This is a genomic window from Streptomyces sp. NRRL S-37 (assembly GCF_000721605.1).
In the GTDB taxonomy this organism is placed as follows: domain Bacteria; phylum Actinomycetota; class Actinomycetes; order Streptomycetales; family Streptomycetaceae; genus Streptomyces.
Window position 1 is genome coordinate 315,904 of the sequence record NZ_JOIZ01000002.1, and the last position, 20,665, is coordinate 336,568.

General features: G+C 70.8%; 25 protein-coding genes, 1 tRNA gene and 1 pseudogene. 10 read left to right on the forward strand and 17 right to left on the reverse strand.

Translation table 11 applies throughout. The features are described from left to right. Nucleotides 1-42 precede the first annotated feature (42 nt). The 12 genes from IH50_RS37420 to IH50_RS0103990 all read right to left on the reverse strand — a co-directional run bounded on the left by IH50_RS37420 (nt 43) and on the right by IH50_RS0103990 (nt 5,655). Nucleotides 43-195 carry an excisionase family DNA-binding protein gene (locus IH50_RS37420; RefSeq protein ID WP_051767156.1) on the reverse strand — a complete coding sequence of 51 codons (153 nt, stop codon included), beginning with the start codon at nt 193-195 and terminating at the stop codon, nt 43-45. Continuing rightward, nucleotides 192-1,673, reverse strand: a complete 1,482-nt coding sequence (locus tag IH50_RS0103940; protein WP_030857234.1) for a replication initiator — start codon at nt 1,671-1,673, stop codon at nt 192-194. The genes IH50_RS37420 and IH50_RS0103940 overlap by 4 nt, the downstream gene beginning before the upstream one ends. Further along, on the reverse strand, nt 1,670-1,840 hold the full coding sequence (locus IH50_RS41930) for a hypothetical protein (protein WP_199822036.1): 171 nt from the start codon (nt 1,838-1,840) through the stop codon (nt 1,670-1,672). The genes IH50_RS0103940 and IH50_RS41930 overlap by 4 nt, the downstream gene beginning before the upstream one ends. A 5-nt stretch (nt 1,841-1,845) precedes the next feature. Further along, nucleotides 1,846-2,040 (reverse strand): hypothetical protein, encoded by a 195-nt coding sequence (locus IH50_RS0103950; protein ID WP_030857236.1) that lies wholly within the window; start codon nt 2,038-2,040, stop codon nt 1,846-1,848. 93 nt (nt 2,041-2,133) lie between these two features. Next, the gene (locus IH50_RS0103955) at nt 2,134-2,370 is read right to left on the reverse strand and encodes a hypothetical protein (protein ID WP_030857238.1); all 237 of its coding nucleotides are present in this window, start codon (nt 2,368-2,370) and stop codon (nt 2,134-2,136) included. A gap of 1 nt (nt 2,371) precedes the next feature. Then, nucleotides 2,372-2,662 carry a hypothetical protein gene (locus IH50_RS0103960; protein WP_030857240.1) on the reverse strand — a complete coding sequence of 97 codons (291 nt, stop codon included), beginning with the start codon at nt 2,660-2,662 and terminating at the stop codon, nt 2,372-2,374. Between the two features lie 15 nt (nt 2,663-2,677). Further along, the gene (locus IH50_RS0103965) at nt 2,678-2,860 is read right to left on the reverse strand and encodes a mobile element transfer protein (RefSeq protein ID WP_030857242.1); all 183 of its coding nucleotides are present in this window, start codon (nt 2,858-2,860) and stop codon (nt 2,678-2,680) included. A gap of 17 nt (nt 2,861-2,877) precedes the next feature. Further along, nucleotides 2,878-3,516: a DUF2637 domain-containing protein gene (locus IH50_RS0103970; RefSeq protein ID WP_030857244.1), complete on the reverse strand. Its 639-nt coding sequence runs from the start codon at nt 3,514-3,516 to the stop codon at nt 2,878-2,880. A 67-nt stretch (nt 3,517-3,583) separates the two neighbouring features. Then, nucleotides 3,584-3,763, reverse strand: coding sequence for a hypothetical protein (locus IH50_RS0103975; protein ID WP_030857246.1), 180 nt, complete (start codon nt 3,761-3,763; stop codon nt 3,584-3,586). 5 nt (nt 3,764-3,768) lie between these two features. Then, nucleotides 3,769-3,921, reverse strand: coding sequence for a hypothetical protein (locus tag IH50_RS41525; protein ID WP_158801152.1), 153 nt, complete (start codon nt 3,919-3,921; stop codon nt 3,769-3,771). Nucleotides 3,922-4,006: 85 nt separating this feature from the next. Beyond that, nucleotides 4,007-5,323, reverse strand: coding sequence for an FtsK/SpoIIIE domain-containing protein (locus tag IH50_RS0103985; protein WP_030857248.1), 1,317 nt, complete (start codon nt 5,321-5,323; stop codon nt 4,007-4,009). A gap of 2 nt (nt 5,324-5,325) precedes the next feature. Continuing rightward, nucleotides 5,326-5,655 carry a hypothetical protein gene (locus tag IH50_RS0103990; protein WP_030857250.1) on the reverse strand — a complete coding sequence of 110 codons (330 nt, stop codon included), beginning with the start codon at nt 5,653-5,655 and terminating at the stop codon, nt 5,326-5,328. 158 nt (nt 5,656-5,813) lie between these two features. Between IH50_RS0103990 and IH50_RS0103995 the strand changes: the two genes are divergently transcribed. The 4 genes from IH50_RS0103995 to IH50_RS41535 all read left to right on the forward strand — a co-directional run bounded on the left by IH50_RS0103995 (nt 5,814) and on the right by IH50_RS41535 (nt 9,492). Next, complete coding sequence (locus tag IH50_RS0103995) at nt 5,814-6,587, forward strand: GntR family transcriptional regulator (RefSeq protein ID WP_030857252.1); 774 nt, start codon at nt 5,814-5,816, stop codon at nt 6,585-6,587. Then, nucleotides 6,584-7,147 (forward strand): GNAT family N-acetyltransferase, encoded by a 564-nt coding sequence (locus IH50_RS0104000; protein WP_030857253.1) that lies wholly within the window; start codon nt 6,584-6,586, stop codon nt 7,145-7,147. The genes IH50_RS0103995 and IH50_RS0104000 overlap by 4 nt, the downstream gene beginning before the upstream one ends. 1,238 nt (nt 7,148-8,385) lie before the next feature. Beyond that, nucleotides 8,386-9,330: a hypothetical protein gene (locus IH50_RS0104005; RefSeq protein ID WP_030857255.1), complete on the forward strand. Its 945-nt coding sequence runs from the start codon at nt 8,386-8,388 to the stop codon at nt 9,328-9,330. A gap of 63 nt (nt 9,331-9,393) precedes the next feature. Further along, nucleotides 9,394-9,492, forward strand: a tRNA-OTHER gene (locus tag IH50_RS41535). 155 nt (nt 9,493-9,647) lie between these two features. Here the strand turns inward: IH50_RS41535 and IH50_RS0104010 are convergent. The 4 genes from IH50_RS0104010 to IH50_RS0104025 all read right to left on the reverse strand — a co-directional run bounded on the left by IH50_RS0104010 (nt 9,648) and on the right by IH50_RS0104025 (nt 12,578). Continuing rightward, nucleotides 9,648-10,058 (reverse strand): VOC family protein, encoded by a 411-nt coding sequence (locus IH50_RS0104010; protein ID WP_030857257.1) that lies wholly within the window; start codon nt 10,056-10,058, stop codon nt 9,648-9,650. A 75-nt stretch (nt 10,059-10,133) separates the two neighbouring features. Then, nucleotides 10,134-11,531 carry an FAD-binding oxidoreductase gene (locus IH50_RS0104015; protein WP_030857259.1) on the reverse strand — a complete coding sequence of 466 codons (1,398 nt, stop codon included), beginning with the start codon at nt 11,529-11,531 and terminating at the stop codon, nt 10,134-10,136. 88 nt (nt 11,532-11,619) lie between these two features. Further along, nucleotides 11,620-12,081, reverse strand: a complete 462-nt coding sequence (locus IH50_RS0104020) for a potassium channel family protein (protein WP_078913843.1) — start codon at nt 12,079-12,081, stop codon at nt 11,620-11,622. 65 nt (nt 12,082-12,146) lie between these two features. Then, nucleotides 12,147-12,578, reverse strand: coding sequence for a DUF7144 family membrane protein (locus IH50_RS0104025; RefSeq protein ID WP_030857264.1), 432 nt, complete (start codon nt 12,576-12,578; stop codon nt 12,147-12,149). Between the two features lie 144 nt (nt 12,579-12,722). Here IH50_RS0104025 and IH50_RS0104030 point away from each other — a divergent pair, with 144 nt between their 5' ends. The 6 genes and pseudogenes from IH50_RS0104030 (at nt 12,723) to IH50_RS0104050 (ending at nt 19,957) form a co-directional block, all read left to right on the forward strand. Further along, entirely contained in the window at nt 12,723-13,595 is an 873-nt protein-coding gene (locus IH50_RS0104030; RefSeq protein ID WP_030857266.1) for a DUF2797 domain-containing protein, read from the forward strand. A 165-nt stretch (nt 13,596-13,760) separates the two neighbouring features. Then, nucleotides 13,761-13,939: pseudogene (locus tag IH50_RS42385) on the forward strand (amidohydrolase family protein); the annotation flags it as partial. Between the two features lie 102 nt (nt 13,940-14,041). Next, complete coding sequence (locus IH50_RS0104035; protein WP_199822037.1) at nt 14,042-14,782, forward strand: response regulator transcription factor; 741 nt, start codon at nt 14,042-14,044, stop codon at nt 14,780-14,782. Continuing rightward, entirely contained in the window at nt 14,779-16,368 is a 1,590-nt protein-coding gene (locus tag IH50_RS0104040) for a sensor histidine kinase (RefSeq protein WP_030857270.1), read from the forward strand. The genes IH50_RS0104035 and IH50_RS0104040 overlap by 4 nt, the downstream gene beginning before the upstream one ends. A 14-nt stretch (nt 16,369-16,382) precedes the next feature. Continuing rightward, nucleotides 16,383-17,774 (forward strand): bifunctional glycosyltransferase family 2/GtrA family protein, encoded by a 1,392-nt coding sequence (locus IH50_RS0104045; protein ID WP_030857272.1) that lies wholly within the window; start codon nt 16,383-16,385, stop codon nt 17,772-17,774. Beyond that, nucleotides 17,771-19,957 carry an ArnT family glycosyltransferase gene (locus IH50_RS0104050; protein WP_030857274.1) on the forward strand — a complete coding sequence of 729 codons (2,187 nt, stop codon included), beginning with the start codon at nt 17,771-17,773 and terminating at the stop codon, nt 19,955-19,957. The genes IH50_RS0104045 and IH50_RS0104050 overlap by 4 nt, the downstream gene beginning before the upstream one ends. A 55-nt stretch (nt 19,958-20,012) precedes the next feature. Here IH50_RS0104050 and IH50_RS0104055 read toward each other — a convergent pair whose 3' ends face one another. Beyond that, a complete protein-coding gene (locus IH50_RS0104055) occupies nt 20,013-20,483 on the reverse strand; it encodes a PPOX class F420-dependent oxidoreductase (protein ID WP_030857277.1) in 471 nt (156 codons plus the stop codon). Nucleotides 20,484-20,665 lie beyond the last annotated feature (182 nt).

The following is a 20,665-nucleotide window of genomic DNA, read 5'->3' on the forward strand; positions in this document are numbered from 1 at the left end:
CTCCTCAGCCTGAGAGGCGACGTGCTGCACGTACTCGTCCACCTAGGCCGGGAGGATGCGACGGTTACGGCCGACCTTGACGGAGCGGATCTCTCCGGTGAGGACGAGCATCTTGGTCTTGGACAGGCCAAAGCCGAGCATCTCGGCCACCTCTGCCGTGGTGTACCACTTGCGTGTGATCACAGCCGTCGTCATGTGGCGGTTCCTTCCAGGTCGAGCAGAGCGGGTAGTTCCTCGCGGGCGGTTTCGCGGTTGTGCTGGATGTCGCGGCGGATGTTGGCGGCGAGCCAGGATTCGCCGGGGGTGTGGCCGTGGCCGGCGTAGGTCCAGTGGGCGAGGGTCAGAGTGGTTGCCTCCGTGTCGTCGAGGTCGGGCAGGCCGAGGGCGGCGCGTTGCTGGGCGGCGCGGTAGTCGGCGCGGACCTGGCGCAGGGCGCCGAGGGTGGTGGAGTAGCTGCGGGACTTGGTGGAGAAGTGGCCGCGGAAGCCGAGCATGTGGGCCCACCGGGCCAGCAGCCGATCGCAGTAGAGCGGCTGGAGGTCGATGCACGCGGCCATCAAGCGCCGGGCGTGCTCGGGGATCTCCAGGCGGGCGAGGTCTTCACCCAGCCCGGTGCCCTGGCAGGTGGCGCAGCGGCCGAGTGCTGAGCCGGCGCGGTCGTAGCGGGGGGAACGGCCGGTGCCCCGGCAGGTACGGCAGTGCACGGGGGCGTCCGTGGCGCCGGTGGTCTCGGCCGCTTTGGTGGCGTACTTGGCGACGTAAGAGGCGACCGCCTGTTCGCTGATCTCCTCGCCGCCGCCGAAGGCCCGGATCGGCCGTACGTCGAGCTGGGTGCCCCAGCGCAGGGTGCGGGCCGGCTGGTCCCCGGCGGCGGGGACGTCGACGCCGACGCGGGCGGCGGCGGCATGGATCGCGTCGGTGAGCAGGTCGAGGGTGGCCCACGCGGGCGGCGGACTGTCGGGCCCGTCGGGTCCGTCGAAGCGGATCACGGCATGGAAGTGCACCGCGCCGCGCTTCTGGTACTCGGCGACCTTGCCGAAGGAGACGCGCGACTGTTCGCGGGTGTCCTTCTGCGTGAGCCCGGCCCACTTGGCGATCTCCCGGCGCAGGTAGATCGTGAAGTAGCGCCACAGCTCGGAGGCGTGGTTGTTCCACAGCACCGCGCCCTCGTAGTCGTACGCCTCCGGGTCGAGCGGGGTGCCCAGCTCGGGAGCGTCCTCGCCGTGGCGGACACCGCAGCGGCAGGGCCGGTCACCGGGCCGGTTGTGGACCGGGCCGAACGAGGGTGCGGTGAGGGTGGCGAACACCCGCGGGTGGTCCCGGATCGTCTCCGGAGTGCCCTTGGCCGGGTCGCCGATGAGGCCGGCGCGGATCAGGTGGTAGGTGTCGCCCGCGTACGTCCAGGCGCAGGAGGGGCAGCGCGAGGCGCGGCGGTTGCCGCAGGCGACGCGGAGTCGCCCGCCCGGTTCGGTGTCGGTCGAGTACGCGTGCAGCACGTGCCCGGTGACAGCGTCGCGGGTGACGGTCGAGCCCATCAGGTGGATCGGGTCGGAGCAGCCGCCGGTACGTCGGATCTGGTCTTGGATGCGGTCGAAGCCGGTGGACCCGGCCAGCCTCAGCACGTCGGCGAGGGTGGCCGGGTCCAGGCCCGCCATGGTGGCGGCGTCGGTCACGCGTCGTCCTCCTCGGCGGCGTGGCGGTCCATCCAGTCCTCCGCACACACCTTGTGCACGGGCTTGCCCCGGTCGGAGCGCAGCGGGGTCGGCTTGTCGCAGAGGACGCACGGCTGGTCGCCGGTGTGGTCGAAGTGCTCGGGCGAGCGCCAGTCGAGGAGAGCCACGGCCGTCACCTCCCGGCCGGCGCGTTGAACCGGCGGCGCGGCATGCGGGGGTAGACACCCCAGCCCCAGCACGCCGGACAGATGACGGGGACGGTGACACGCTGCCCGTAGCGGTCACGGGACCCGCGGTCGATGACCACGATGGCGAAGCCGTCGCAGTGGGGGCAGACGCGGGCGGCGAAGGGGTCGTTGTGATGCATGATGAGGACAGCCCTTTCGGATCGAAAGATCAGGAAGTGGTGGAGCCGTCCGGGGCGGCGGACACTTGGCGGTTGAGGCCGCCCCGGAGGGCGTTAGCGGCGGCGGTTGCGGCGCTTGGAGTAGGCCGGCGGGATCGCGTCGTAGGAGTCGCGGCCCTGCTCGAACGAGGCGCGGTCGCTCCCGCTCAGACCGGACTCGCCGATCTGCCGGGTGATGCGTCGGACGGTCTTGCGGTCGCCATGGCGCCGGGCGATGGCGTACTCACGGCCGAGTTCGGTCATCTCCGGGTTGGCCGGGGTGTCGTTGCTCTTGCGGCTGAAGAAGCCCATGTCAGATGCCCTTCCTGGTCTTGGAGGTGCGATTGATCGCGTAGCTGAGTCCGCCGGTGGCCGACAGAACCGCGACGGCGGCGCCGGCGATGGCCTGGACGACGAAGGCGATCACCAGCAGCACCGCGACCGACCCCGTGACGACCACGAGCGTCAGGACGATGGGCCCCCGGTAGGAGCGGGGTGCTTCCTGGACGATCACGACGCGGCGCAGGTCGGTGCCGGGCGGGATCTGCCGGTAGAGGTCGGCGGGGATGTGACCGGCGCGAAGCTGGTCTTCGGGGAGCTGCATGGTGGTGGCCTCCTCTCAGGTGCAGCGGTGGGTACGGGCGGCGAGTTCGGCCGCGGAGCGGTCGCGGTGCTCGGTGGAGAAGCCGCAGTTCGGGGCGGTGCAGGCGGCGGTGTGCCGGGTCTGGCCGCGGCCGTTGTTGAACGTGCCGACCTTGACGGGGCCGATGCGGATCACGTCGTAGAAGCGGTTCGGGCGCACGAAGGGGTCACCTCCTTTCAGGCGAGTTGGGCGACGATCGCGCCGGCGAGGTCTTCCGGGATGCCGAGGCGAGCGCGCAGGGTGGCGGTGTCGATGTCCGTGCCGGTACGGGTGCGGTGCTCGGTGGCGACCTTGCGCGCGTGGTCCACCAGCGCGGGCGGAACCGCGGGGGCCGTGGCTTGAGGAAGTGCTGGAGCAGGCTCCGGTGTGGTGACCTCCGGGGCCGGTTCGGGTGTCTCGGGGCGGTCGACGACCGGCACGGGAGCAGGCGCAGAGACCGGTTCCGGCGCGGGGTTGGTGGGTTGGTGGACGAGGAGGGTGCCGCCGAGGAAGGCGAGCGCGGGCCAGCCGGCGACGAGGATGCGCAGCCAGGCCGGGACGTGGTCGAGGTCGAGGAGTCCGGCGGTCGCCACGTTCGCGCCGAGCGAGGCGACCAGAGCGATGACGAACCATGTCCAGGCCGAGCGGTCGCGGCGGGCGGTGCGCAGTCGGCGCCAGGCGGCGACCAAGAGGAGGTCGACCGAGACGGGATAGGCCCATGCCTTCCATCCGGTCTGTCCGGCCGCTTCGGCGAGGTCGTGCAGGTGGGCGAAGGACAGGGCACCGGCGATCACGGCCTGAATGAGCACGGCGTCGATGCGGATCGAGCGGAACACGGTCTTCACCTCCGTTCGGAAAATCGGGCCGAGGCGGGGGCCGAGGGTCGGCCCCAGCTCGGGCGGGTCAGGCGTCGGCGGGGATCTCTCCGGCACCCAGGCAGGACAGGCAGATGCCGGTCTGCTGTCCGGCGACCCGGCGCTTGCGGCCGACGTGGACGGACCGGGAAACCTCGCCAGTGCCCTCACAGGCCGGGCACGGCTTGGCCGGCGGCGTTCGGCGGGCGGTCGACTTGCGTGCGGCCATGGCGCTCACCAGGCCCAAGGGGAGTCGGAGGTGTCCTCCGGCTCCTCGTCCTGGTAGTCGTCCATGACGTCCGGCGAGTTGTTCCAGGCGGAGAGCAAGGCCGACTCCAGCGGATCCACCGGACCGGGGTCGGGCTTCGGGAACGGAATGACCGTCACTGCGATCTCTCCCTTCGGTTTTCGGCATGGCTCGGGTAAGGGCATGGCGTGAGACGGTCACGCCGACCGGGCGAGCAGCCGGGGGCTAGATACCGGCGGGCTCCACAGCCGCATCGGCGCAGAGGGCCGGGCGGAACGGAGCCAGGAACGGCAGGTCCGGGGTCAGGTGGGCGAACTCCCGGCAGATGGCCGCCGCTTGAGCCGGGGTGGTCTCGGGGGTGCGGATGCGCGACCAGTAACCGGAGGCGTCACCGGCGACCGCGACGCCGGGACGGTCGGCCCGGATCCCGGTCACGGAGACCACGGCGTCCGGGGCGATGTCACCCAAGCCCATCTCGGCGGTCTGTTTGTCGTTGACGCGATGGACGACCCGGCCGGTGAGTTGGGCCCGCAGGGCGGTTGCGCCCCTGCCCAGGTCGGAGCCGAAGCGCTGCCCGCACGCCTCCAGGAAGATCCCGATGGCGCGGGCCATCTGGCCGAGGCGGACCAGTTGCATGACCGTGTGATCGCGGGCCGCTTCCTCCTTCTTGGAGGTCACCAGGAACAGCTCTGCCACCTCGTCGATCAGCACGACCAGCGGCGCCGGCCGCACCTTCGCGGGCAGCTCCCACAGGTCCGAGACGCCGTACAGGGCGAGCAGATCGAAGCGCTCTTCCATCTCCGCAACCAGCGCGTCGACCAGGTGTCCGGCACTCTCGCGGTCGGTGGCCAGCGCCGACAGCCGCGGCGCGTACCGGGACTGCTCGACCCCGCGCTTGCAGTCGATCCCGACCAGACCCACCGGCAGCCGCGCCAGGCCCTGGATCAGGTTGCGCTGATACATCGACTTGCCCGACTGGTTCGCACCCAGCGTCAGCGCGTGCGGGATCTTGCGGTAGTCCCGCTCGAAGACCGTGCCGTCCTCCCGCAGCGCCACCGGAACCACCAGCCCGCGAGGCACGGCCCGGCGCGGCATCCGGACCCGGCCGAGCACGTCATAGCCGGTCATGCGCAGCTCGACATAGCCCGGCTTGGACTCCACCACGGTCACCGACTGCACACCCCAGGCGTGCCGCAGGCGCTGCGAGGAAGCGGCGATGTCGGCCGGCTCCAGCCCCGCGGGCAGACGCAGCGAGACCCGCAGCCCGGTCGAGGTCGGACGCACCCGGCGCACCTTCGGCGGAACCGGCCGCACCTCACGGCGGGCCACGTTGCGCGTCATGAACGCCCGCAGCGCGGACGGTTGAACCGTCAGACCGCACACGTCCATGGTCGAGGCGTAGGAGAAGGTGAACCGGCCCCAGGTGACCGGCATCCCGACCAGCGACCAGTACACGCGCGGCGCGCGGACCTTCGCATAGCCGAGACCGCCGGCCCCCGCTAAGGCTCCCGTGGCCTCCAGCCACGTCGGCAGGTCAGTCACGGTCAGGCCACCGAGGTGATCGCGACCGCGCGGAACGAGATCCCGTGCCGCTTCTGGCCGTTGAACTCGTTCTCCCAGTCCCGCGCCCTCAGCCCGACGACCCGCACCGGCATGCCCGGCGCCAGACCCTCCGGGTAACCCGTCTCCGGGATGGTCACCTGGTAGAGGTTGCCCTCTCCCTCGTCCGAGACCAGCAGGCCCACCGTCGACAGCGCCGCACCGGTGTCCCGGTCCACGGCCCGCTCACCGGTCTTCTTGTTCGCCATCTTGGGTTCCGGCGCGGTCGCCACGAACACCACAGCGGTCGAAACGTCGATCTTGAACGACGGCATAGCTCACTCCAGAACACATCAGAGTTAGGCCTCTTGGACCTCTTGCTCAACTTGTTGGTACAAGTTGATGCTTCGAGATTGACGCACCGTGAGTGAGACGTCAAGCACTTCGCGCGAACATGTACCAACAAGTTGAGCGAGTGCGTCATGATGGAGGCATGAGCAAGCAGCCGAAGTACCAGCAGGTGGCCGACGCGCTGCGTCGTGAGATCGACAACGGCACGTACGCCCCTGGGGACCGGCTACCGTCTGAGGCCGACTTGGCCAGCCGTTTCGATGCCTCCCGGAACACCGTCCGATCAGGACTGAGCTTGCTGGTCAGCCAAGGACTCGTTACGTCCAGTCAGGGGCTGGGCTACGAGGTGCGAAAGCATGAGGTCTTCGAACTGAACGCCTCACGCTTCGAGAACCTGACCTTCCCGCAGAACGGCGACGCTTACTCAACCGACGTCACGAACGCCGGCCGTCGCCCACATCAACGCTTCCGGGTGGAGATGACGCCCACGCCGGAGTACGTCGCCAAGCGGCTGAGAGTTGAGGCAGGTTCCCGGTCCGTACTGCGGTTTTGTCACCGCTTCGTCGATGACGTGCCGTGGTCGACTCAGGCGACCCACTACCCGGATTGGCTCATCCAGGAAGCGCCGCGACTCGCCGAACCAGGCGACATCGACGAGGGCACCACCCGCTACCTAGCCGGCCGAGGTATCGAGCAGGTGGGCTACGCAGACGAGATCTCCACCCGCATGCCGACCCCGGAGGAAGCACACCTCCTTGAGATTGGCCCCGGCGTCCCAGTGCTGCTCTGGACACGCACGGGCTATACAAGTGAGCGCCCCGTCCGGTGCACGGTGACGACCTTCCGCGGTGACCTGAACCGCATGAACTACGAGATCGGCGACCTGAGCGCCCGGAATGAGAACGACGTCAAGTGAGAATCACGAGCGCCACGCCCGCCGACCTTGACCGGCTGCTCAGCTTCCGGGAGGAAGCAGCGGAATGGATCAGCAAGCTTGGCAGTGACCAATGGAGCCGCCCATACCCGGCGGACCGACTCTTGGCGACCATCGAGGCCGGAACCGTCTTCATGCTGAGGGATGGTGAGCGCACCGCCGGCACCATCACACTCACGCCGGAGGCGGAAGAGGGGTTGTGGAATGCTGCGGAACTCGGCGACCCCTCGATGTTCGTCAACAAGTTGACGGTCTCGCGCGGGTACGCAGGACAAGACCTTGGGAGCAAGCTTCTCGATTGGGCCGGCGATCGGGCGTACCGCGCTGGTGCCAAGTGGCTACGACTCGACGCGTGGACCACCAACGAGCGCCTTCAGCGGTACTACCTGGACGAAGGCTTCCAGCACGTGAGGACCGTCCTCGAAGGCAACGCCGTCAACGGGGGCCCACGAGTGTCTGGCTGGCTAGCCCAACGCCCTACCCGTCCAGCCGACCACGGTCTCACCGACGAGACATCGAGCCCTGAACCGCTGCGCACCTGAGCTGTTACAAGTTTCTCTACCTCATCAAGCCCCGGCTGCGCTCCGCTCCGCCGGGCGCGCTTCCCGGCTCCGCTCCGGGCGCCGCTCCTGCCTCCGGCCCGCTCCGCCCGCGCTGCGCCGACGCGCGCCCACATATGGATAGGGCCGAGGCCATGAGGCGATCACCGCACAGAGCAGCCCACGGTCAAGACGATGCCTCCGGCGGGGGATCGGCCGGCACCGGGATGGAGGGGGCGCCGTTCCCGACTGCGGGTCCGTAGTGGCGTGCGCGGGGTGCTCCCATCCCGACCACCATCGACCCAGGCAGAGCCGAGCAGACGCGGCCCAGGGCGCCCAGGTCGTTCGTACAGTGGCGCGCTCCACCTGGACGCCCTGAACCACGCCCGCTCCACGGTGTGTGGGTCGACGGCGGACGGGATGGGAGCTGGGGAGGGTGGTGGGTTGCGGTGGCGTTGGGCGGTTACGGGTATGGCCATCACGGTTAGGAACCGTCGGTTAGCGCTAACGCTAATAACGCCACCTGGAGCTAACCAGCTCCAGGGTAGATATAGTGGCGACGCGAGACAGTAGGTCCTATTGAGTGGAGATGCAACATCAAGTTGCACCCCTAGATCGCGCCTAGACCTCCAGCACGGAGGCCCGGCCCCGGTTTGCCGACCAGGACCGGGCTCGTGCGTGGAGTAATCGAAGCGGGTCCGGCCGACTAGGTAACGGTCGGACCCGCTTCGGTCCGCTGTCGTCCGGCACCACTCCACGGCGCTAGCGCCGTACTACGAGCTGCTCCACACAGGTTGCGACAGCTGCCACGGCCGGCAGAGCTTTGATCAGAAGCCGGAACCACCGTGGGTCCGGGTCAGGATCACGCTCATCCTCGCGGTCGTCGTCAGACTCTCGCCTTCCCATACCTTGCTCCTCACCTGTGTTGCTTCCCGGGCGAGCCGGGCCCTCGACCGCGGGTGTGCGACGAGGAGCGGTGATCGGTAAGGAGCGAGCAGGCTCAGCATACCTGTGGAGCTTCGAGCTTGACGGGGCGTCAGCGGCAGACGAATTGCAAGCCGGTGCAGATCAATTAATTCCTTCAGAAGTTTCGTCGTGTCTCCAGCACCTCCAACCTGTCCTATCCAAATCGGATGCGTGATTCTGGTATCCGATTCGACCATCTGATTCCCATGCGGCTTGGCAAGCGTACACTAAGCCCAGCCGCAGTAGACGCGGTTGGGCTAAGGAGGAGAGCGACCGTGACGGAGGTGAGCTCCGCGGAGCGCGAGGCCATCGAGTGGGACCTCGAACCAGGTGACGTGATCGAGCGCAAGCAGCTGCACGCCAAGTACGGCGGACGGACGCAGGGCGGCATCGGACCATCAGCCAAGACGCCGAACGTAATGATCTTTACGGACCCGATCGCCGGCGAGAAGCACGGGTACTACGACGGCTGGATGCCCGATGAGCTCTTCCACTACAGCGGGGAAGGGCAATACGGAGATCAGCGCATGCTCTCCGGAAACGCCAGCATCCTGAACCATGAGGTCGAGGGGCGAGCCCTGCGGGTCTTCCAGGGAGCCCGGGGCAACGTGACCTACCTCGGCCGGTTCGCTGTGGCGGGATGGTACGAAGCGGACGCGCCGGAGACTGGAGACGGGCCGCTTCGCAAGGTCATTGTCTTCAAGCTTCGCCCGCTGGACACGCCGCCCAAACACGCTGGCACGAAGCTGGGCCGGCTGCTCGCCGATCAGGAGCAACCTGTCACCGAGATCGACATTGAGCGACTAGAGACCGAGAAGACGTACGTCGACCCGAACCGCGAGCCCTACGAGGCGGAGCGTCGGGAGGGCAAGCTGGTCCTAGACTTCAGCGCTTATCTGCGCGCCAAGGGCTACCGGGTGCACCGGCAACGGATCTTGCCTGAAGGAGAGACCAGGCCTCTCCTCACGGACCTCTACGTACCGGACCTCGATCTCCTCATCGAAGCCAAGGGCAGCGTGACACGGGAGAACATGCGCATGGCGCTTGGCCAGCTTCTCGACTACAACCGCTTCGTGCGCGCGAAGTACCGAGCCGTGCTCGTGCCAAGCAAGCCTCGCGCAGACCTCATCGGGCTCGCGGAGACTGCTGGGCAATCGATCATCTGGCCAGAGGGGAAGAGCTACAAGTGTTCAAGGCCTGACCTGCTGCCCCAAGCTTGATCACTGTGGTTGCTGTACAGCAGCGAAGTACAGCAACCACAGCAACCACCCCTAACTGGCAACGTACTCGTAGGGCCGTCGTCCGCCCGGTCTGACCGTCACCGACCGATCCACATAGAGCTACGGATCAGAAGGTTGCAGGTTCGAATCCTGCCGAGTGCACACAGGTCGAAGCCCCCTCGGGATCATCCCGGAGGGGGCTTTGTCGTGCCGGGTGTTCCGGCCCGCCGCCGCACCCGGACCGGCTCCGCCCGCGGCCGAGGCGGTGGACGGGACGGGAGCCGGGGAGAGCGGCGGGTGGGGAAGCGGGCGGCTGATCAGTCGCGCTCGGGCCAGACCGGGCCCTGGTCGGTCCAGATGACTCCCTTGTTGCGGCACAGGCAGAAGGGGTGGCCGATCGGGTCGGTGTAGATCCGCCAGCCGTAGCCTTCGGGGCCGATGAAGTCCTGCCTCAGTGTCGCGCCGAGGTCGAGGACGCGGCGCTGCTCGGACTCGATGTCATCCACTTCGAAGTCGAGGTGGAACTGCTTGGGGTGCTCGCTGTCGGGCCACTGCGGAGCGCGGTAGTCGTCCACCCGGATGAAGGCCAGCTCGATCTCGCCGAACTTGATGCCGGCCCAGTCCTCGGAGCTGCCTTCCTTGACCGGACGGCCCGTCACCTCGGAGTAGAAAGCCGCCGGCTTCATCGTGTCCGGGCAGTCGATGATGAAATCGGTGAGTCGCAGCATCCGGCGATCCTGGCACAGGTCCACACCCGGCTTCGAGACCCGGCAGGCCGCGTCGGGTCCGTCCAGAGCCGCGGATCAGGCCGCGGACGGCGGGATGTTCTGGTTGGCGTGGAAAAAGTTGTGCGGGTCGTAGGCGCGTTTGACCGCGGTCAGGCGGTCGTAGTTGTCGCGATAGGTGGAGCGGACGCGCTCGGGGCCCTCCCACTCGCCGAGGAAGTTGACGTACGAGCCGCCCATGGAGTGCGGGTGCAGGTCGGTCCAGTAGTCGACGCACCACTGCCGGAGCACGTCGGCGTTGGCCGGGTCGGGGTCGACGCCCGCGATGACGCCGGACCACACGGCGTCCCGGTAGGCCCAGGCCGTGTCGCCGGGGGAGACCCGGTGGGCCGCTCCGTCCACCGGGTACAGGTGCATCGTCGACAGGTCGGTGGGCAGGGCGTGGCCGTACCGCTCGTGCACCGCGACGGCCTCGTCCGGGATGGAGTCGAAGAAGTCGCCCCGCCAGTACCACTGCAGGCCCTTGGGGATCAGCGGGTCGAACATGCTCTGCAGGGCGGGGTACGGCATCGGCGTGGTGAAGTGGAAGGCCGGCGGGGCCGGGTCGTTGACCACGGACAGGACGTCCTCCAGCCGGCCGGACTCCAGGTCACCGGTGTAGCACCAGATCACGGCGCACATCTTCTGTCCGTGGATCGGCTCGGGGAAGGGCGGGCCGGGCGGGACGGACAGCACCGCGAAGAATCCGTAGAGGTCCTCGGGCGCGGCGGGCAGGAACTCCCGGTACCAGCGCAGCACCTCCGCCGTGCGGTCGATGGGCCAGACGGTCACGGCGACCCCGACCGTGTGCACCGGCCGCAGCCGGAAGGTGAACGACGTGACCACGCCGAAGTTGCCGCCGCCGCCGCGCAGCGCCCACAGCAGGTCCGGGTGTTCCTTCTCGGTGGCGGTGACGAAGGAGCCGTCGGCGAGGACGACGTCGGCGGCGATCAGACTGTCGACCGTCAGCCCGTACGTGCGGGTCAGGTACCCGTGCCCGCCGCCCAGCGTGAGACCGCCGACGCCCGTCGTCGACATGATCCCGGCCGGCACGCCGAGGCCGAAGGCGTGCGTCTCGTGGTCCAGGTCGCCCAGCCGGCCGCCCCCGCCCACCTGCGCGGTCCCGGTCTCCGGGTCGACCCGTACCCAGCGCATCGGGGACAGGTCGAGGGTGAGCCCGCCGTCGACCAGGCACAGCCCCGGCCCGCTGTGGCCGCCCCCGCGGACGGCGAGGTCGATGCCGGTCTCCCGGGCGAAGGCGACGGTGGCCCGGACGTCCGCCGCGCCCGCGCACCGGGCGACGGCGGCCGGACGCCGGTCGATCATGGCGTTGTAGATGCCGCGGGCCTCGTCGTAATCCGTGTCCTGCGGTGTGACGACCCGTCCCCGCAGGGTCTCGCGCAGGCTGTCGAACGTGGTTGCCGTTATGCCGCTCATGAGCGGACACCCCTCGGGAAGGTGCGGTACAGGGTGCGCCCCCGCCCCTTCCAGTGTGACGCCGGTCACTCTGTCGCGCGACACGGGGTCACTCCGGACGGTGGGTGCTCTCGTGGTGCCGGAGTGCGGTGCGGAGGTGGCTGGTCAGGGCGGTGGCCGCCGCCGTGAGGAAGACGAAGGTGTAGAGGATCTGCAGGATGGTGACCAGGCGGGCCGCCTGGCCGTGCGGGGTGATGTCGCCGTAGCCGACGGTGGCGAGGGTGACCACCGTGAAGTAGAGGGCGTCGAGGCGGGTGGCGATGCCGTCGAGCTCGCCGGGGCGCTGGGCCAGGGCCTGGTAGGCGGTCGCGAAGACCAGGACGGACAGGCTCATCAGCAGGGGGATGACCAGCCCCGGGCGGACGTCCGGGCGGCCGAGCAGGACGTGGACGACCTGCCGCAGCAGCAGGAGCGCGATCAGCGTCAGCGCGAGGCCGAAGAGGAGCCAGCTCAGGGCCGGGCGGCGCGGGCCCAGACGGTCCAGGGGCAGGAGGAAGTACGCGGTGACCATCGTCGCCACGCCCGCCGCCTGGACCAGCCAGAGCCACAGGGCGTTCCGGGCCGCGGAGGTGCGCTCTAGGTCCGGGACTCGCGGCGTGGTGCGCACAGGGCCCAGATGATGAAGCCGTCGATGACGAGGAGGGCGACCGCCCAGACCGGTGCGTACGGCAGCCACACGAAGTTGGCGACCATGCTGAGCCCGGCCAGTGCGACGCCCACCATGCGGGCCCAGGTGGCCCCGGTGAACAGGGCGAGACCGGCGACGGTCACCAGGGCGCCGAGGATCAGGTGGACCCAGCCCCAGCCGGTCAGGCTGAACTCGTAGGTGAAGTTCCGGGTGGCGACGAAGACGTCGTCCTGGGCGATGGCGGCGATGCCCTGGAAGATCGCCATGATGCCGCCGAACGTCATCAGGACCGCCGCCGCAGCCGTCCAGCTCGTCGCCCAAGGGCTCTTGGCCTCCCACCCGGCCTGGTGGTGGCGCGTGCCGCTGACATTGCTCGCCATGTGTCCGACCTTTCGGCTGTCCCCGAGCGTTGCGGCCCCTCCACCAGGTTTGCACTCCGGTTCCCGCTCGGCACCTCGGCGTGTGTTCTCTGCCGGGAGGCGGTGCGTGGCCGTTGTCAGTGGTGCCCCCTAGGCTCGTCGGAGATGGCACAGGCGTGGCGGTGCTCGGGGCTGCGGTGGTCGGCGGACGGTCCCGTGCTGGCGTGGGAGGGCGGCCGGCGCTCCGCGCTGCCCCGGGGGAAACGGGTGGCCTTCGAGGTCGGGGAAGGGGGAGTGCGGACCTGCGTGGGGGCACGGGGGCACGCGTGTCCGCTGGCGGCGGCCGTCCCGGGGCGGAGCACGGGGGCGCGCTGCGAGGAGTGCGCCCGGCTGGACCGGGCGCACTCGGTGGCCGCCGACACCCTCGCGGACGATCCGCGGCCCTACCGCGTGTACCTGGCGTGGTTCGGGCCGGGGATGACCAAGGTGGGGATCACCGCCGTACAGCGGGGACCGGCGCGGCTGCTGGAGCAGGGGGCGGTCTCTTTCAGCTGGCTGGGGACCGGGCCGCTGATGGCGGCGCGGCGCACCGAGGAGCTGCTGCGCGCGGCTCTCCGGGTGCCCGACCGGATTCCGTACGCCGGCAAGCGGGCGGTGCGGGCGGTCCTCCCGGCCGGGGAGGAGGAGCGGGCGGCCGAGATCGCCGGGCTGCACGCGCGGGCGGTCGCCCTGGACGGATGGCCGGAGTCGCTCGCCCGTGAGCCGTTCCGGCCGGTCGATCACGTCGGGGTGTTCGGGCTGGCGGGGGTGCCGGCCGCCGTGGGGGAGGTGAGCGAGCTGGTCGCCGGGGGCGCGGTGAGCGGGGAGCTGGTGGCCGCCGCCGGTCCTGATCTGCATCTGGCGACGGGGAAGGGCGTCGTGGTGCTGGACACCCGGCTGCTGACCGGGTGGGACCTGCTCCCGGCCCCGGGACGGGAGTTCACGGTGCCGGTCAGGGCGGTCAGGGACCGGGCGGCGGCGCAGGACGGGCTGTTCTGATCCGGGGCCCGGCACGCACTGGACGCCGTCGGCGCATCCGTCGGACGGCCGCCGGGTGTCTGCCCCGGCATCGTGACGGGAGTTCCCTGCCCTGTGGAGCACCGGATATGGGGCGGGATCGGTCGGACGGCCACCGGGCGTCCGCTTCGGCATCGTGACGGGAGTTCCCTGCCCCGGCCGGCCGCCCTCGGCGACCGGATCCTGCTCGGCACCGACTTCCCCGACATCCCCTCCCCTGCCTCCACCAGCTCCGCGCGCTGGAGCGGCTGGACCTCGGGGACGCCTGGCTGCGGGCGGTCTGCCACGACAACGCGGCCCGGCTCTTCGGCCTGCCGCCCGGCTGAGCGGGGCCGCCCCGCCCCGGCTGAGAACAGCCTGTGAGTTTCTCAGCCAAAACACAGGTTGCCGAAAGGGTGTTCTCAGAGGCCCCGGACATCGTGTGCGGTATGACCACGATCTCGCCCCAGGGGCGCACCGAACTGCTGAGGCCGGACGGGAGCCCCGTCCGCGTGCTTGTGGTGGACGACGAGCAGTCGATCACCGAGCTGCTGTCCATGGCCCTGCGGTACGAAGGCTGGCAGATCCGCAGCGCCGGGGACGGCCAGGGGGCCCTCCGCACCGCACGCGAGTTCCGGCCCGACGCCGTCGTCCTGGACATGATGCTGCCGGACATGGACGGCCTGGCCATCCTCGGCCGGCTGCGCCGCGAACTCCCGGACGTACCCGTGCTGTTCCTCACCGCCAAGGACGCCGTCGAGGACCGTATCGCCGGACTGACCGCCGGCGGCGACGACTACGTCACCAAACCGTTCAGCCTGGAGGAGGTCGTCGCCCGGCTGCGCGGACTGATCCGCCGCTCCGGAGCGGCCGACCGCCGCTCCGAGTCGATGCTGGTCGTCGGCGACCTCACCCTCGACGAGGACAGCCACGAGGTCACCCGCGGCGGCGACGGCATCCACCTCACCGCCACCGAGTTCGAGCTGCTGCGCTTCCTCATGCGCAATCCGCGGCGCGTGCTCAGCAAGGCCCAGATCCTCGACCGGGTCTGGTCGTACGACTTCGGCGGGCAGGCGAACGTCGTCGAGCTGTACATCTCGTACCTGCGCCGGAAGATCGACGCGGGCCGGGAACCGATGATCCACACCCGGCGCGGCGCCGGCTACATGATCAAGCCCGCGGTCTCGTGAGCGGACGGCGACGGCCGCGTCCGCGGCGACGGCCGCGTCCGCGGCGGCGGGCGCGCACCCCGCGCACCCTGCGGACGCGGCTCGTCGTCGCGTCCGTGGTGCTGATCGCGGTGGTGTGCGCGGTGATCGGGTCCGTGACCACACTGGCGCTGCGGTCCCATCTGTACGAGCAGCTCGACGGGCAGCTGAAGGAGGTCGCGACGCGGGCGTCGGGCGACTTCGGACCGCCGGGGCAGGGCGGGGCCGGCCGGGATCCCAAGCCGGTCGATCTCACCGAGTTCGTCGCCCACGGCCCGCAGCCGAGCTACACCATCGCGGCGAAGGTCGAGAACGGCGCCGTCACCGAGGCCCTGTACGGGAAGAAGTCCGAGGACGACTTCTCGATGAGCGCCAAGTCGCTGGACGCGGCCCAGACCGCCGCGCTCGGCTCCGTCGCCCGGGACTTCACCGAGCACACCGTGGACATCCCCGGCCTCGGCACCTACCGCGCCGCCTACCGGGCGGGCCCCAACGGCACCTTCTACGTCGCCCTCCCCACCGCGGACGTCGAAAACACCATCAACACCCTGATCCTCGTCGAGATCAGCGTCACCGCCGCCGGACTGATCGCGGCCTCCCTCGCCGGAGCCGTCATCGTCGGCGTCGCCACCCGCCCCCTGCGCAAGGTCGCCGCCACCGCCACCCGCGTCTCCGAACTGCCCCTGCACACCGGCGAGGTGAACCTCGAGGAGCGCGTCCCCGAGTCCGAGTGCGACCCGCACAGCGAGGTCGGCCGGGTCGGCGCCGCGCTCAACCGGATGCTCGACCACGTCCACGGGGCGCTGCACGCCCGCCAGGAGAGCGAGACGCGGGTACGGCAGTTCGTCGCGGACGCCAGCCATGAGCTGCGCACGCCCCTGGCCTCCATCCGGGGATACGCCGAACTCACCCGGCGCGGCCGGGAGCAGGTCGGCCCCGACACCCGGCACGCGCTCGGCCGGATCGAGTCCGAGGCGAGCCGGATGACCCTGCTCGTCGAGGACCTGCTGCTGCTCGCCCGCCTGGACGCGGGCCGGCCGCTGCGGTTCGAGGAGACCGACCTCGTACCGCTCGTCGTGGACACCATCAGCGACGCCCGCGCCGCAGGGCAGGAGCACGTGTGGCGGCTCGAGCTGCCCGACGAGCCCGCGCCGGTGTGCGCCGACGCCGCCCGGCTCCAGCAGGTCCTCGTCAACCTGCTGGGCAACGCCCGCAACCACACCCCGCCGGGCACCACCGTCACCGCGCGGGTGCGCCGCAACGGGCCCTGGCTCTGCGTGGACGTGGTCGACGACGGGCCGGGCATCGCGCCCGCACTGCTCCCGCGCATCTTCGAACGGTTCGCGCGCGGCGACTCCGCGCGCACCCGCGCCACCGGTTCGACCGGTCTGGGCCTGGCCATCGTGCAGGCCGTGGCGACCGCGCACGGCGGTGCCGTGACCGTCGACAGCGTGCCCGGACACACCGTGTTCACGCTCCATCTCCCCGCCGTGGAAACGGAGTTGGCGTCCGAGCCGTACTCACAGCCACGGCACAGCGTCACCACATGGGCAGGACAGGGCGCCTGAGCAGAGTCGGTTCCATGCGAACCGATTCTTCTCCCGGCACCCTGCCGGCGCGGGAGCACCTCCCGGCCGCCGGAGCGGGCACGCCGGTCCTGGACGTCGTGATCCCCGTCTACAACGAGGAGAAGGACCTCAAGCCGTGCGTCCGCAGACTGCACGAGCACCTGACCCGCACCTTCCCCTACGCCTTCCGCATCACGATCGCCGACAACGCCTCCACGGACAGCACCCCGCACGTGGCCGCCCGGCTGGCGGAACGGCTTCCGCAGGTGCGGTCGGTGCGCCTGGAGCAGAAGGGGCGCGGCCGGGCACTGCGGACCGTCTGGTCCGCCTCGGACGCCCCCGTCCTCGCCTACATGGACGTGGACCTGTCCACCGACCTCAACGCGCTGCTGCCGCTGGTCGCCCCGCTGATCTCCGGCCACTCCGACCTCGCCATCGGCTCCCGGCTGAGCCGCAGCTCCCGCGTGGTGCGCGGCGCCAAGCGGGAGTTCATCAGCCGCTCGTACAACCTGATCCTGCGCGGCTCGCTCCAGGCCCGCTTCTCCGACGCGCAGTGCGGGTTCAAGGCGATCCGCCGTGACGTGGCCCAGGTGCTGCTGCCGCTGGTGGAGGACAGCGGCTGGTTCTTCGACACCGAGCTGCTGGTCCTCTCCGAGCGCGCCGGGCTGCGCATCCACGAGGTGCCGGTCGACTGGGTCGACGACCCCGACTCCACCGTGCACATCGTGCGGACGGCGACCGAGGACCTCAAGGGCGTCTGGCGGGTCGGCAGGGCCCTGGCCACCGGCTCGCTGCCGCTGGACCGGCTCGCCCGCCCCTTCGGCGACGACCCGCGTGACCGCACCCTCCAGGACGTACCGCAGGGACTGGCCCGCCAATTGGTCGGCTTCTGCGTCGTCGGTGTCCTGTCCACCCTCTTCTACCTGCTGCTCTACAGCGGCTTCCGGACCTTCACCGGCTCCCAGGTTGCCAACGGGCTCGCCCTGCTGGTCTCGGCGGTCGCCAACACCGCCGCCAACCGGCGGCTCACCTTCGGGGTGCGGGGACGCGGCGGGGCCGTACGGCACCAGGCGCAGGGGCTCGTCGTCTTCGGCATCGGTCTCGCCCTGACCAGCGGCTCGCTCGCCGCGCTCAACACCGCCACCAGCGACCCCGCCCACTCCACCGAGCTGGCGGTGCTCATCGCGGCCAACCTCGCGGCGACCGTGCTGCGGTTCCTGCTCTTCCGGGCGTGGGTCTTCCCGGACCGCACCCGGTCCCCCGAGACCCCCGCCGAGCCCTCCTGGCAGGACGCCCCCGCCGCCTCCGCCTGGCAGGACGCGACCCTGCCGCTCCAGCCGGTCCGCTCGCCGCTGCCCACCCGTCCGTCCCGGCCTTCCGACTCCGACCCGAGGGACTTCCGATGACCACGCAGTACGACCAGCCGAGCCCCCCGGCGGACCCCGCCACCTGGGAACCCCCGGCCCCGGCCCGGCACGCCGCCCCCGGCGAACCCCGCGGGCCGCTGGCCCGCAGAGTGTGGCGCGGCCGGCCCGAGGACCCCCGCTGGGCGCGCCCCGCCTTCCTCGGCCTGCTGCTGGCCACCGGACTGCTCTACCTCTACGGCCTGAGCGCCTCCGGATACGCCAACTCCTTCTACTCGGCGGCCGTCCAGGCGGGCAGCGAGTCCTGGAAGGCGTTCTTCTTCGGCTCGCTGGACGCGGCGAACGCCATCACCGTGGACAAACCCCCGGCCTCACTGTGGCCGATGGAGCTCTCGGTGCGGATCTTCGGCCTGAACTCCTGGGCGATCCTGGTGCCCGAGGTGCTCATGGGCGTCGGCACGGTCGCCGTCGTGTACGCGGCCGTACGCCGCCGCTTCAGCCCGGCTGCCGGTCTGATCGCGGGCGCGGTCCTTGCGCTCACCCCGGTCGCGGCGCTGATGTTCCGGTTCAACAACCCGGACGCGATGCTGGCGCTGCTGATGTCCGTCGCCTGCTACCTCGTCGTCCGCGCCCTGGAGGACGGCCGTACGAAGTGGCTGGTGTGGGCCGGGGCCGCGATCGGTCTCGCGTTCCTCGCCAAGACCCTCCAGGCCTTCCTGATCCTCCCGGCCCTCGCGCTGGTCTACGGCGTCTGCGCGCCCGTCCGGCTGCGGAAGCGGCTGGGGCAACTGGCCCTGGCGACCCTCGCGCTGGTCGTCTCCGGCGGCTGGTGGGTGGCGGTCGTCGAACTGTGGCCGGCGTCGTCGCGGCCGTACATCGGCGGCTCGCAGAACAACAGCTTCCTGGAGCTGACCTTCGGCTACAACGGCCTCGGCCGGCTCAACGGCGAGGAGACCGGAAGCGTCGGCGGCGGCGGTATGGGAGGCGGCGGACAGTGGGGGGAGACCGGCTGGGACCGGATGTTCAACTCCGAGATCGGCGGCCAGATCTCCTGGCTGCTGCCCACCGCGCTGATCCTGCTCGTCGCCGGCCTGGTCCTCACCCGCAAGGCCGCACGGACCGACCTGGCCCGCGCCTCGTTCCTGGTGTGGGGCGGCTCGCTGCTGACGACCATGGTCGTCTTCAGCTTCATGGCGGGCATCTTCCACCAGTACTACACGGTGGCCCTCGCTCCCTACCTCGCGGCCGTGGTCGGCATGGGCGCGGCGGCCCTGTGGGAGAGGCGGCAGGCACTGTGGGCGTCGCTCGCCCTGGCGGCGGCCGCCACGGCCACGGCCGCCTGGGGGTACGTCCTGCTCGACCGCACGCCCGACTATCTGCCGTGGCTGAAGTGGCTGGTCCTGGTCGGCGGGCTGGTCGCGGCCCTCGGGCTGGTCTTCGCGGGCAGGGTGGGGCGCCGGGTGGCGCTCGCGGCGGCGGGGCTGGGCCTGGTGGCCGCGCTGGCCGGTCCGACGGCGTACACGCTGAGCACCGTGCGGGAGGGACACACCGGTTCGATCGTCACCGCCGGTCCGGCCGGGGCGAGCATGGGCGGCGGTCCCGGCGGGGGCGGGGGCAGGGGCGGCGGCTTCCCCGGCGGGGGCGGACCCGGCGGCCAGGGGCAGCAGGGCGGTCAGGGCCAGGGACAGGGTCAGACCCCGCCCGGCATGGGCGGCAACGGCACCGGCGGCTTCCCCGGCGGCGGGCCCATGGGCCAGAACGGCCAGGGTGGCCAGAATGGCCAGGGTGCCCCGGGGAACGGCACCGGCGGCAGCGCCGAGGGCCGCATGGGGGGCGGCGGAGGCATGGGCGGTCTGCTCGGCGGCGCGGACGTCGACTCCGAGGCGAAGGAACTGCTGGAGGCCGACGCCGGCGACTACACCTGGGCCGCCGCGGCCATCGGCGCCCAGAACGCCGCGAGCTACCAGCTCGCCACCGGTGAACCCGTGATGGCGATCGGCGGCTTCAACGGCACCGACCCGTCCCCGACGCTCGCCCAGTTCAAGGAGTACGTGGCGGACGGGAAGATCCACTACTTCGTCGCCGGCGGCGGCATGGGAGGCGGCATGGGCGGCGACTCCGGAAGCTCCTCGCAGATCTCCACCTGGGTGCAGGAGAACTTCGAGGAGGTGACGGCCGGCTCGGCCACCTTCTACGACCTTACGCGGAAGGCGACCGACGACTGACGGCCCCGACGGAGCGGCGAGGGCGGTGACATCCCCTGTCACCGCCCTCACCCGTCTACTCCCCCTCGACCAGCCGCGCCGGGAAACCGCCGGTCGCCACCGGGCCCCAGCGCTCCGGGGTGATCCGGATGATCGACTTGCCCTGCTTGACCATGGCGGCGCGGTACTCGTCCCAGTCCGGGTGCTCGCCGGCGATGTTCCGGTAGTACTCCACCAGCGGCTCCACGGACTCGGGCGAGTCCACCACCTCGGCGGTGCCGTCGATCTGGACCCACGGCCCGTTCCACTCGTCGCTCAGGACGATCAGGCTCACCCGGCTGTCCCGCTTGGCGTTGCGGGTCTTGGCGCGCTCGGGGTACGTGGAGACCACGATCCGGCCCGAGTCGTCGACCCCGCAGGTCAGCGGTGATCCCTGGGGGCCGCCGTCGGCCCGCCGGGTCAGCAGGATCGCCCGGTGCCGGGGCCGTACGAAGTCCAGCAGTTCGTCGAGGGAGACGCGGGTGTTCGTCGCGATGTTCGGTGCCATGGCGTCAGACTAGGCCGCCCCGGCCTCCGGGAGGCCGTCCTGCACGGGGACGTCGCGGCGCGGGTCCGCCGGTTCCGGCACACGGCTCGCCACGCCGTCCGGACGGGCCACCCCGTACACGAGGGTGCCGGTGCGCGCCCCGCGGCGGGAGAACGTCGCACCGCGCGACCTCGCCCTCCCCA